This is a genomic window from Telluria sp. LT1R51-2 (genome assembly GCF_059685775.1).
Map to the genome: position 1 here is coordinate 559,126 of NZ_JCASIM010000002.1, position 12,261 is coordinate 571,386.

At 63.0% G+C, this 12,261-nt stretch carries 12 protein-coding genes; 6 read left to right on the top strand and 6 right to left on the bottom strand.

Features of this window, described 5'->3' with window-relative positions; genetic code table 11:
• Positions 1-46: 46 nt before the first annotated feature.
• From AC56LH_RS20685 to AC56LH_RS20710, 6 genes are all read right to left on the bottom strand, one after another.
• Positions 47-1,147 (bottom strand): nucleotidyltransferase domain-containing protein, encoded by a 1,101-nt coding sequence (locus AC56LH_RS20685; protein WP_499649263.1) that lies wholly within the window; start codon positions 1,145-1,147, stop codon positions 47-49.
• Positions 1,144-2,061: an HprK-related kinase A gene (locus AC56LH_RS20690; RefSeq protein WP_499649265.1), complete on the bottom strand. Its 918-nt coding sequence runs from the start codon at positions 2,059-2,061 to the stop codon at positions 1,144-1,146. Before AC56LH_RS20690 ends, AC56LH_RS20685 begins: the two co-directional genes overlap by 4 nt.
• A complete protein-coding gene (locus AC56LH_RS20695) occupies positions 2,049-2,354 on the bottom strand; it encodes an HPr-rel-A system PqqD family peptide chaperone (RefSeq protein WP_499649267.1) in 306 nt (101 codons plus the stop codon). The genes AC56LH_RS20690 and AC56LH_RS20695 overlap by 13 nt, the downstream gene beginning before the upstream one ends.
• Positions 2,332-2,925: a hypothetical protein gene (locus AC56LH_RS20700; RefSeq protein ID WP_499649269.1), complete on the bottom strand. Its 594-nt coding sequence runs from the start codon at positions 2,923-2,925 to the stop codon at positions 2,332-2,334. Before AC56LH_RS20700 ends, AC56LH_RS20695 begins: the two co-directional genes overlap by 23 nt.
• A 172-nt stretch (positions 2,926-3,097) precedes the next feature.
• Positions 3,098-3,715 (bottom strand): XrtA/PEP-CTERM system exopolysaccharide export protein, encoded by a 618-nt coding sequence (locus AC56LH_RS20705; RefSeq protein WP_499649815.1) that lies wholly within the window; start codon positions 3,713-3,715, stop codon positions 3,098-3,100.
• Positions 3,716-3,911: 196 nt separating this feature from the next.
• Positions 3,912-4,694 carry a S1 family peptidase gene (locus tag AC56LH_RS20710; RefSeq protein ID WP_499649271.1) on the bottom strand — a complete coding sequence of 261 codons (783 nt, stop codon included), beginning with the start codon at positions 4,692-4,694 and terminating at the stop codon, positions 3,912-3,914.
• 396 nt (positions 4,695-5,090) lie between these two features.
• On the opposite strand from AC56LH_RS20710, the gene AC56LH_RS20715 reads away from it, so the two are divergent.
• From AC56LH_RS20715 to AC56LH_RS20740, 6 genes are read left to right on the top strand one after another with little or no spacing between them, the layout of a single operon-like run.
• Positions 5,091-6,626 carry an XrtA system polysaccharide chain length determinant gene (locus AC56LH_RS20715; RefSeq protein WP_499649273.1) on the top strand — a complete coding sequence of 512 codons (1,536 nt, stop codon included), beginning with the start codon at positions 5,091-5,093 and terminating at the stop codon, positions 6,624-6,626.
• Positions 6,627-6,652: 26 nt separating this feature from the next.
• Complete coding sequence (locus tag AC56LH_RS20720; protein WP_499649275.1) at positions 6,653-7,609, top strand: XrtA-associated tyrosine autokinase; 957 nt, start codon at positions 6,653-6,655, stop codon at positions 7,607-7,609.
• Positions 7,602-9,212 carry a TIGR03016 family PEP-CTERM system-associated outer membrane protein gene (locus AC56LH_RS20725; RefSeq protein WP_499649277.1) on the top strand — a complete coding sequence of 537 codons (1,611 nt, stop codon included), beginning with the start codon at positions 7,602-7,604 and terminating at the stop codon, positions 9,210-9,212. Before AC56LH_RS20720 ends, AC56LH_RS20725 begins: the two co-directional genes overlap by 8 nt.
• 17 nt (positions 9,213-9,229) lie before the next feature.
• Positions 9,230-10,273: an XrtA/PEP-CTERM system-associated ATPase gene (locus tag AC56LH_RS20730; protein WP_499649279.1), complete on the top strand. Its 1,044-nt coding sequence runs from the start codon at positions 9,230-9,232 to the stop codon at positions 10,271-10,273.
• 5 nt (positions 10,274-10,278) lie between these two features.
• Complete coding sequence (locus AC56LH_RS20735; RefSeq protein ID WP_183554692.1) at positions 10,279-11,163, top strand: XrtA system polysaccharide deacetylase; 885 nt, start codon at positions 10,279-10,281, stop codon at positions 11,161-11,163.
• Positions 11,160-12,260 (top strand): FemAB family XrtA/PEP-CTERM system-associated protein, encoded by a 1,101-nt coding sequence (locus AC56LH_RS20740; RefSeq protein ID WP_499649281.1) that lies wholly within the window; start codon positions 11,160-11,162, stop codon positions 12,258-12,260. Before AC56LH_RS20735 ends, AC56LH_RS20740 begins: the two co-directional genes overlap by 4 nt.
• Position 12,261 lies beyond the last annotated feature (1 nt).

Sequence of the window (12,261 nt, forward strand, 5' to 3'; positions counted from 1 at the left end):
TTAATGGATTTGCTATGCAACTTCCCTTAGAGCAAAGAGTAGCAGGTCAAGCGGCCTCTGCGGTACGTGGCGATACGAAAGCCTTGTGAAACAAGTGGCGCGTGAGCAACACCATGGGCATGCGAAGCCAGTTTCCGCGCACATACAAGGCGAAATGGGCAGCACCGTCGAAGCGCGCCACGCAGTCGGGATGCGGCGGCACCAGCGCGCGCGTGAACAGCGCATCCATCAGCGCCAGCACGGGCCGGGACGGCGCAAACGCCTCGGCGGCGACCATGACTGACGCCGGTACCGGGGTGCCGAACGTGCGGCTGGCATGGCGCAGCGCATAGAACATCGGACGGGTGAGTTCCAGCGCAACGGCGCGCGCGACCAGGCCATCCCAGAAGCCGGGCTCGGCGCCAAAGTGCGTCGCCAGGCGATGCATGTCGAACAGGTCGCGCAATCCCTGATCGAATTCGCCGCCAAAGAACAGGTGCACGGCGCTGTGCAGGAACATGTCGTGCGGTGACAACGTGCACACGCCCAGCGCGCCAAGATCGCCCGGAATCGGCCGCGCGGCCGCGCGCAGCAGAGTCGGGTCGGGCCGCACCGGCGCCGTTTCGGGCAGGATCGCATGGTGGACGTCGATGGCATTGCCACGCCGCAGGTGCACCATGGGCGGCAGCTCATGCATCCAGGTGCGGTAATAGCGCTGGTCGTAGGCATCGTGGTGGGTGCTGGCCCAGCCATGCACCATCAGCGCGTTTTCGACGTCGTCCAGCTGGTCCTTGGGTACAAGGATGTCGATGTCCGAAAACAGCCGGCCACGGCCGGATGGCAAGCCGGCCATCGCGTACGCGGCACCTTTGAGCAGAATCAGTGGCAGGCCCAGCTGGGCCAGGTCACTGCGGATGCGCTCGACTTCGTAGCCTGTCAGGCGCCGATGGCGCAGTGCGACGATGCGCGCCGCTTCCAGGTGCTCGCGCGGCTGCGGCGGCACGTCGTCGAGCAGGCCGTGCTCCTCAAGCAGGAAAACCAGGATCGCGCCGACGTTGGCGCTGTTGGCCTGGCGCAGCAAGCGGTCCCAGCCCGGCAGGTCAAGCAGCCGGACCCGGCCGGGCGCCGACAGCACCTCGACCAGCAGCGATGGCGCGCGCGCCGTCATGGCGTCACTCCCGCCAGGCGGTCGAACAGCGCGATCGCTTCGTCCAGCTGGCTATAGCAGAATTCGTGACCGTCGGCGCCTTCGACCAGATCGGCCAGGCAATCGAAGCCGGCAGGGCCGAGCACGAAATAGTTGAAGGCGTTCTCTGCCACCCGAATGAACAATTGCCCCTTGGACATCGGGGTGAGCGTGGTCGCGGCGCCGGCCTCGTAGCGGGGAAACACGATATGACGTGCGCGCGCAACGTCGCCAACCTGCGCCACGCTCGTCGCTGGTGCCTTCATGTGCGCGATCGTGCCCTTGTTGGTGCCCGGTACCGAAGGGCCAAGCAAGGCATCGGGCGCAAACGCGCGGATCACGTCGATCGAGGCATTCTTGAGGCTGACTGGCCGCGCGAGCGGCACGAGCATGCCATCGCTGCGCCGGATCAGCGTCAGTTCGTCCGACAGCAGGCGCCAGCCGCGGCAGACCAAGGCAGCGCACAGTGTGCTCTTGCCCGAGCCGGGCGGGGCCGGCAGGATGATCGCGCAGCCATTGCGCTCGATGACGGCGGCATGCACGATCAGGTAGCGATGCGCGCGGTTCGAGACGCACCAGTTCATGACCCATTCGAACATCGGCCAGGCCTGCGCCACCGGCAACGGGGCGAACGGCTCGCGGCCGTCATGGTCGAAGCGGACCTGCGGGTGCCACCAGCGGCGCAGGCCGCTGCTCTGGCGCAGGCGCACCTGGAAATCGGCAAAGCCGCCCGGCTCCTCGATCAGGTTGTCGCGATACATCAACCCGATGCCATCGGCGACCAGGGGAATATTCGATTGGATTCGGCTGACAAACGGTCCGGTGCGCAGCAACAGACCAGGGCCGCCCAGGCGCCGCACCAGTTCGGCACGGCCCAGATCGGCTACAAGAGACATGGTTCGATCAGATTCAGGGAGGACAGTTGTTCGAGCAGCTCGGCCACATCATGGGCCAGCGTGGCGTCGTCGACTTCGAAATGTTCGCGCAGGATTGCCGCAAGCGCCGCTTCAGGCGTGGGCGTGATATCCATGTGTTGCAGCACGACCAGCGCCTCGGGAGTCAGCAGGTGGGTAGCACCTGACACTTCGTTGAACAGGACGACATCGTCCTGCCACTGGCGGTAATGCAGAACTGCAGGGCCCGGACGACGCCAGGCCCCTGCGTGCTCACTCGCCGTGGACAGCGACAAGGTATTGCCTGACCTGATGGATATTCCAGGAAACGCTGGCATTGACCTTGTACATGCCCGTGTTCTTGAGTTCGTTCCACATGCGTTGCAGCGTCAGCACGTCGAGAAAGTCGATGCGGCGCGAAATGACGTTCAGGTAGGCCGTGCACAGGTGCTTGCCGATGTACGAGTACTGGGCATCGAACGTCGACGTCATGACCTCGGCCATCGAGCAGGCGTAATAGGTTTTCTCGAAACGCTTTTCATTGCATTTGAAGATGTCGGCGAACCGCTTGGTCTTGTTGCATGGCCAGCTGCGCTGGACATGGCACCAGTTCGATGGCGACAGCGGATTGCAGCGCTGCTCGGTGGCCACGTTGCTGTTCAGGCCAGCCGAGTGGAAGGCCGATGCCGACTCGCACACGAAACCGGTTTTCTGCAGCGTCGCATGGCTTTCGAGCGTCATCAGCACACCCGCCGCGCCCAGACCGGCTTTGGCCAGACGGCGGCGCGTGACGCCATGCTGGGGCATCGCTGGCGGGATGGAAGGGTGTTGCGGCTCGTTACCGCTTTGTTGCTGATCGTTAGCCACGGCTAGTCCTCGAATTCAATTACGACACAGGTCACAGAGCAAGTTTCGTGCCCTTGAAATTCCTGTAGGAATATTCTTACTTAAAACAACTACTTAGACGCTTGTCAAGCACGATTTTACACTGCATTGCACAGGCCAAGCCGCGGCAGTGTAAGAATAATCGACAGGCTTTTTAGAAGAAGCTCTCTGGAATGACCAGGATATCGCCTGGGCGCATCATGATGTTGGCAGAGATATCGCCATCCTTGATCAGGTCATCAAGGCGGACTGGCAATTTCTCTTGCTTGCCATCGACCGTGCGAATGATGCTGGCCTTGTTACCCGATGCAAATTCGGTCACGCCACCAACGGCAATGACGACATCCATCACCGACATTTCGCGGCGATACGGCAGTGCCTGCGGACGCGCCGCCTGGCCGATGACGCGGATCTGGTCAGTAAAGTTGCCAATGAAGTTGGTCACGATCACCGTCACGACCGGTTGCTGGATGAACTTGGCCAGCGCACCCTCGATATCGCGCGCCAGCTGGGTCGATGTCTTGCCGGCAGCCGGCAGATCTTCGACCAGCGGGGTCGTGATCTTGCCATCAGGACGCACTGGCACCGTCATCGACACCTCAGGGTTGCGCCAGACGATGATGTTGACGCTGTCGCCAGGGCCAATCAGGTAATCCGGATTGATCGGCGCCATCGCGGCGGTGCTTGGCGGCGGCGGCGTCGCGCAGCCTGCCAGGATCAGCATGCAGGCAGCAGCGCCAGCGGCGACCAGGTGTTTCGTCAGTTTTGTCATCATCGCGTTCATCCCTTGCATGCACCGTAACCCACCTGCCTGCATGGTTTACCGCGCGAATCAATAATTGTTATTTCGCCATCATGGCCTGCGCTATTGTAGCGCAGTCCGTGGTGGGAACAAGCCATGCACAATTGAAATACTTTGTTGTTGCAAGTTCAACACGACAGCATGTCAGGCGCATGACGGGGCCAGTTTAGCGTTCCAGTAATTCCTGGATATGACGAACCGGAATCGCATACGTGATGCCGCTCGGCGCAGTGATGGCCGTCTCTTTCAGGCCCTTCACGAACACCATATTGATCACGCCCAACACCTGCCCGGTCTCGGGGTCGTACAGCGGACTGCCGCTGTTGCCCGGATAGGCAGTGCCATCGAGCTGATAGATACTGAACGGCGAGCGTTGCAACTGGACCACGGCGCGTGCATCGAGCTTGCGCGCATTGAGTGACGGCTGCATCACCGGTGTGATCGCCGCCAGCAACGCGCGGTGCGTGGCCGGATACAGGCCCAGCACCATGCCGAGCGGGAAACCGGTAAATGCCAGTGCCTGCCCCTCGGCCGCCATGCTGGCGTTGCCTAAACGCAACGCTGGCAGTGGCGTTCCCTCGAGGCGCAAGTGTGCCAGATCGTGCTGGCGATCGAGCCCGACCAGTTGCGCCGCCCGAAAACGCACACCGGCGCCGTCCGGCACCACGATTCCCAGCTTTTCCAGCTTGGCACCGTCGAGCTCATTGGGCACCACGTGGGCATTCGTGATCACGCTCAAACCATCACCGACGACGAACCCGGTCCCGCTGAATACGATGGCCGGGCTGCGGGTCTGCATCTGGGTGCCGATGCCGACGATCGAGGGCTTGACCGCCGCCACCGTCTGCGGCAACGTGGCCGCTGTTGCAGGCGCCATCATCACGCCAGGCCCCATCAGGATGGCCACGGTGAGGGCCGTCAGTTTTCTTCCAAACAATCTACGCATCATCAAACGATCTCATTGGGTTGCAGTTGCACGATGGAAGCAATCGTACGGCCCCTTTCGGTTTTTAGCCATTACAATAAGGACCTTTGAATTTCAGCAACATCTTTTGCGTCGCCTGCGAAACACTCCTGCGCCACGCAATCATGCCAAAAAATACAACAAGCGGTTTCGCTAAATGTTTGCGATAATGCAACAATTAAGCATCCTGTAATGAAATTCACTTAAGATTTTTCTCTGGCTGTTTGCTCGGGTGTTGCAAACAGACGGTATCGTTTACCCAGAATCGCTGGATTTTCTAACCTGCAATTGCAATTGCTCAGGGTACAAGCGATCATGCACTTTGTTTATTTGTGAGCCTGGTTTTTTGCAGACCGGGACCTGACCGGCGAGACTGATACGATGGCTGAAATTACTTCCCAGATTCTTAACCTCCTCAAAGCCATCGGCAAATACCGCTGGCATGCGGTCATCATCGCCTGGGTGGTGGCGCTGGCCGGCTGGCTGGTTGTCTACAAGTTGCCCAACCAGTATGAAGCGTCGGCGCGCGTGTATGTCGATACCCAGAGCATCCTCAAGCCACTGCTGTCGGGCATGACCATGCTGCCGAACCTGGAGCAGCAGGTCCTGTTCATGCGCCGTACCCTGATCAGTCGTCCGAACGTCGAGCGCGTGGTACGCGAAGTCGATCTCGACATCAAAGCAACCGACGCCAAGCAAATGAACAAGCTGGTCGATGACATGATGGCCAACATCAAGATCGCCGGTACCGAGCGCGATGACATCTACACCATCAGCTACACCGGCACCAGCGCCCGTGAAGGCAAGGACGTGGTCCAGGCCTTCCTGACGATCTTCGTCGAAGGCAGCTTCGGCAACAAGAAGCAGGACTCCGAAAAAGCGGTGCAGTTCATCGACGACCAGATCCGCAGCTACGAAGAGCGCCTGGCTGCTGCCGAGAACAGCCTGAAGGAATTCAAGATCCGTCACATCGGCATGTTGCCAAGCGAAGGCGCCGACTACGGCACGCGCATGGTCGCCACCAACGAAGGCCTGAGCCAGGCACGTCTGGAGCTGGCCGAGGCCGAGCAGGCACGCAATGCAATCCGGCGCCAGATTTCCGGTGGCAGCGGCGGCGGCAAGGGCACGCGTCCCGCGCCGATCTTCGTCGATCCAGAGCTGGATGAGCGCATCGCCAACGTCAACAAGACGCTCGATACGCTGCGTACCCAGTACACCGAACAGCACCCCGACATCGTCGCCAACCGCCGCCTGCTCGAGCAACTGCGCGAGCGCCGTGCCGAAGCTGCCAAGAACACCAAGCCGAGCATGGATCCGGGCGCCAGCTACAGCCCGATGCTGCAGCAGCTGACCGTGCAACTGTCCGATGCCGAAGCGCGCGTCGCCTCGCTGCAGGCCCGGGTGGCCGAATACAGCGGCCGCGTCGGTCGTCTGCGTGGCCAGGGCGAGCAAGTGCCCGAGATCGAAGCCCAGCTGGCACGCCTGAACCGCGACTACGAAGTCAATCGCGAAAACTACCAGAAGCTGGTGGCGAGCCGCGAGTCGGCCAAGCTGTCGGGCGACCTCTCGTCGGCCACCGACATGCTGACCTTCCGCGTCATCGATCCACCGACCGCGCCTGCCACGCCGAGCGGCCCGAACCGCATGCAGCTGTTCTCGCTGGTCTTCGTCGCCGCCCTCGCCGCCGGCCTGGCCGGTGCGTTCCTGCTGAGCCAACTGCGGCCGACCTTCCTCAGCCAGGCTACCCTGCGTGAAGTCACGGGGCTGCCGATCCTGGGCTCGGTCAGCATGAACTGGACCGCTGAACAGACAGTGCTGCGCAAGCGCCGCCTGTTCGCCCTGGCCGCTTCGGTGCTGCTGCTGTTCGGCATGTACGGCGCCGGCGTCGCTGCCATCATGATCCGCCCGACGATGTAAGGCCGGTTGGCCACCAAGGAGCAAATGTGAGCATTATCGAAAAAGCGGCCAGCCGCATCGACCAGCAGCGCCAGAACGCTGCTGCCACCCCCGCCGCCGTGATCGTGGCGGATACGCAAGAGCCCATCACCCCGGATGCCGGCTACGTGCCAGCGCGCTCACCGGAGCAGGCAGCTGCCGCGGCGGCGCCAGTGGTCACGCCGGCAGTTGCCGCGACCACGACTGAGACGACTGGCGCGACCAGTGGCCGCTACAGCACCCGCCGCATCGAACTGGACCTGGCGCGCATGCGCGAGCTGGGCATGGTGACCGCGGCCGGCGGCCGTACGAACCTGCTGGAAGAATTCCGGATCATCAAGCGTCCGCTGCTCAAGCGCGCGTTTATCGAGCGCGGCCCGAAGGACAACCCGGGCAACCTGATCATGGTCACCAGCTCGCTTCCTGGCGAAGGCAAGACCTACAGCGCGATCAATCTGGCGATGAGTATCGCGATGGAGCTCGATCACACGGTGCTGCTGGTCGATGCCGACGTCGCGCGCCCTTCGGTGCTGCGCACGCTCGGCCTGCCGGCCCAGCGCGGCCTGATGGACATCCTGCTCGACGACAAGCTCGACCTGGCGGATGTCATGCTGCGCACCAACGTCGATACGCTGTCGATCCTGCCAGCGGGTACCAGCACGCCACGTGCCACCGAGCTGCTGGCCAGCTCGACCATGACGGCGATGGTGCACGAACTCGCGCACCGCTATCCGGACCGCGTGATCATCTTCGATTCGCCGCCACTGATGCTCACCAGCGAATCGCGGGTGCTGGCCAGCCACATGGGCCAGATCATCGTCGTGGTGGAAGCCCAGACCACGACCCAGCACGCGGTCAAGGAAGCGCTGCAGCAGCTCGAAGGCATGGCCAACGTCAATCTCCTCTACAACAAGACCAGGGATATTCCGGGCATTGAAGAAACGTATGATTACCACTATGGCTAAAGGGCGCAAAGGCCGTTGCGCACCGCGCCTGGCGCCACTGGCCGCGGCAGCGATGCTGCTGGCCGCATGCCCGGCGCAGGCCGAATGGCGCATCACGCCGACTCTGCTCGTCAGCGAAATCTGGACCGACAACGTCAACCTCACCGAAGACCAGTTCGCATACAGCGACCTGATCACCCAGGTGTCGCCGGGGATCACGCTGTCCAACCGCAGCCGGCGCCTGACGGTCGACGCCACTGCCCAACTGCACGGGTTTGCCTACCTGCACGACAGCGACAGACGCGATCTGGCCGATCCGGGCGTGATTGGTGCAGCAGACAGCACGTCGAACACGCAGCGCTCCTACAGTGGAAACCTGAAAGGCGAGGTGCTGTCGGATCTGTTCTTCGTCGAGGCGACGGCGTCACGCGGCCAGCAGAGCCTGTCGGCATTCGGTCCGCGCACGGGCAACGACCTGTACTCGAACCGCAACCGTACCGACATCGACACCTGGAGCATCAGCCCCTATCTGACGCACCGCTTCGGCAGCTTTGCCTCGGGCGTGCTGCGCTACACGCGCGATTCGGTCGACGGCGGCGACGCGGTCGGCTACAGCAACACGGGCGGTGACACCATCCAGGCAACGCTCACCAGCGGCGCATCATTCCGCACCGTCGGCTGGGGCTTGACCTACGTGAAGCAAAAACTGGGCGGGGCCACGTACGGCGACTCGACCAATGAAAACCTGGCCGCCAACCTGCGCTACATGCTGAACTCGCGCTGGTCGCTGCTGGCCAATGCCGGCTACGACCGCTACCAGTACGAAGGCATGGGCGGTGGCGACCAGGGCGCCAGCTGGTCACTGGGCTTTGCCTGGTCGCCTTCGCTGCGCACGAATGTGCAGGCAACGCTCGGCCGCCACTTCTATGGCACCACCGGCACCTTGTCGGCGTTGCACCGTTCCCGTCACACGACCTGGAATATCAGCTACGACGATCTCGTGACGACGGCGCGCGAGCAATTCCTGATGCCGTCGACATTCGATACGGCCGGGCTGCTCAACAGCATGTTTGCCACGGCCTATCCCGATCCCGTCGAGCGCCAGCGCATCGTGGCAGCCTATATCCAGACCAACGGCCTGCCACCGTCGCTGACCGACAGCGTCAATTTTCTGAGCAACCGCTTCGTGCGCCAGAAATCGCTGCGCGCATCGATGGCGTACACCAAAGGCATCAGCAACGCGGTGGTGTCGGTGTATGCCAGCAACCGCAACGCCTTGTCCTCCCAGCAAAGCGACAGTCAGCTGCTGGGCGTCGGCCAAAGCAATCTGAACGATAACGTGCGACAGCATGGCCTCGACGCGAGTTATACCTATCGACTCAGTTCGCGTTCCAACCTGACCGCCGGCTACGGCTTCAACCAGAGCGACTCCCGTTCGGGCGGCTTCGAAGACCTGCAGCGCACGCTGAGCGTTGGTATCTCGCGCCGTTTTGGCGATCTGCTTGCCACGGCTGACCTGCGCCGCCGCACCGGCAACGTTGGGCGCTTCACCACCGAGGCCGGCTCCAGCAGCGGCACCTATACCGAGCACGCCATGGTGGCGAGCCTGTCCATGCAGTTCTAAAAGCTACGACAATCACGATGTACGAATCCTATTATGGCCTGTCGGCCAAGCCATTCCAGCTACGCCCCGACCCGCATTTCTTCTATGGCTCGAAAGGCCACAAGCGCGCGATGGCGTACCTCGAGTACGGCCTGTCGCAGGGCGAAGGCTTCATCGTCATCACGGGCGAAGTCGGCGCCGGCAAGACCACGCTGGTGCGCAACCTGCTCGGTCACCTGCCGCTGGACCAGATCATCGCCGCGCACATCGTCAACACCAGCCTCGATCCCGAAGACACGCTGCGCATGGTGGTCTCGAGCTTCGGTCTGCCGTACGAAGGCCAGAGCAAGGCCGAGCTGCTCAACCGCCTCGAACAGTTCCTGCGCACGGTCGACCGCCAGGGCAAGCGCGCCCTGCTCGTGATCGACGAAGCCCAGAACCTCAATGCCCGCACGGTCGAAGAACTGCGCATGCTGTCGAACTTCCAGACCGACGAACGTTCGCTGCTGCAGACGTTCCTGCTTGGCCAGCCCGAGTTTCGCGCCACCCTGCACAGCCCCGGCATGCAGCAGCTGCGCCAGCGCGTGATCGCCAGCTATCACCTGGGGCCGATGGATGCGGCCGAGACGCGCGCCTATGTCGAGCACCGCCTGAGCACCGTCGGCTGGCAGGGCACACCGTCGTTCGACGATGGCGCGTACAGCGCGATCTACGCCTACAGCGGCGGCATTCCGCGCAAGACCAACACGCTGATGGACCGCGTGCTCCTGATGGGCTACCTGGAAGAACTGCAGGCGTTCACCGAAGCGCACATCAACGACGTGGTGCGCGACATCTCGGAAGAATTCGACGCGCCGGACAGCGGCGACCTGGCCGATGCGCACGCCGACCAGGCAACTGGCGGCAGCCACGCCGGCGAGCTGCAGCCGGGCGAGCGCCGCGCCAGCGTCGAGCAGCTCGACGAACGCATGATGCGCCTCGAGAAATCGATCGTGTCGGTGCTGTCGATCCTGAAAAAGATCGCGGCCACGCCACCGACTGCCTCCGGCGCTGCGCCACACCACCCGGACCACCAGGAATAACCGCCATGAAAATGACCGCTCCCGCAGCCCGGCCGCGTCCAGCGCCGGGTGAAAAAATCCGCAATGCGATGACCTGCGACGTAGAAGACTACTTCCAGGTATCCGCGTTTGCCCCGTACATCGACCGCGACAGCTGGCCGACGCGCGAATGCCGCGTCGAAGCCAATATGGAACGCATCCTCGCGCTGTACGAGCGCGAAGGCGTGCGCGCGACCTTCTTCACGCTGGGCTGGATCGCCGAACGTTATCCCGCCATGGTGCGCCGCATCGTCGAGGCAGGCCACGAACTGGCCAGCCACGGCTATGGCCACCTGCGCGCCTCGGACCAGAGCCGCGCCGAATTCGACAACGATATCCGCTCGGCCAAGGCGCTGCTGGAAGACATCGGCGGCCAGGCCGTCGTCGGCTACCGCGCACCGAGTTTTTCAATCGGCCACGGCAATCTGTGGGCGCTCGACGCACTGCACGAAGCGGGCTACAAGTACAGCTCGAGCATCTACCCGATCGCGCACGACCACTACGGCATGCCCGACGCGCCGCGTTTCGCGTTCTACCCGAACGGCCCGGACGGCATCCTCGAAGTGCCGATCACCACGGTGAAGATGGCTGGCCGTCACCTGCCGGCCGGCGGCGGCGGCTACTTCCGCCTGCTGCCGTACGCGCTGTCGCGCTGGATGATGGAAAAGGTCAACCGCGAAGACGGCGAGTCGGCCCTGTTCTACTTCCACCCGTGGGAAATCGACACCGACCAGCCGCGCCCCGACGGCCTGGGCGCCAAGGCGAAGTTCCGTCACTACGTCAATATCGACCGCATGGAGCGCCGTCTCGAACAGCTGGCGCGTGACTTCAAGTGGGACCGCATGGACCGCATCTTCCTGGACAAGCCATGAATTCGATCATCGAAGCGGCGCAGGCCCGGCGCGCGGCGCCCGTCGCCGCGGCTGCCGGTCCGCAGACGCTGCATTTGATGACGCCGCAAACCGCGGCGCGCTGGGATGCGTTCGTCCGGGCCTGCCCGCAAGCGACGTTCTTCCACCTGTCCGGCTGGCAGTCCGTGATCGAGCAATCGTTCGGCATCAAGACCTGGTTCTACTTCGTCGAGCAGGACGGCCAGATTCAGGGCGTGCTGCCGCTGGCAGAGATCAAGAGCCGCCTGTTCGGCCATTCGCTGGGCGCGATGCCGTTTTGCGTGTACGGCGGCGTGGCCGCCATCGACGACGGCGCGCGCGTGCTGCTCGATGGCGCGGCCGATGCGCTGGCGCGCAAGCTCGGCGTGGGCCACCTCGAATACCGCGCCATGGAGCGCGCGCACCCGCATGACCCAAGCTGGCTGACCAAGGAACTGTACGTCACGTTCCGCAAGGAGATCAGCGCCGTCGATGACGAGAACCTCAACGCCATCCCGCGCAAGCAGCGCGCGATGGTGCGCAAGGGGATCAAGCTGGGCCTGAAGGGCGTGGTCGAGGACAACGTCGACAATATGTTTACGGCGTATGCCCACAGCGTGCTGCGCCTGGGTACACCGGTGTTCCCGAAGAAGTACTTCGCGCTGCTGCAGAAGACCTTTGGCGCCGAATGCGAAGTGCGCTCGATCTACACCAGCGACGACCGCCTGGTCGGCTCGGTGCTGTCGTTCTACTGGCGCGACGAAGTCGTGCCCTACTACGGCGGCGGCATGGACCTGGCGCGCGAAGTGGCGGGCAACGATTTCATGTACTGGAACCTGATGCAGGCCGCCGCGGCGCGCGGTTGCCGCCTGTTCGACTTCGGCCGCAGCAAGCTGGGTACCGGCGCCTACGACTTCAAGAAGAACTGGGGTTTTGTTGCCACGCCGCTGCCGTACGAGTACAAGCTGTACGCCACCGATGCGCTGCCGGACAACAATCCGCTGAACCCGAAGTACCAGTTGTTCATCAAGGTATGGAAAAAGCTGCCGCTGCCGGTGGCGAACTTCATGGGCCCTTACATCGTGCGCAACCTGGGCTGAC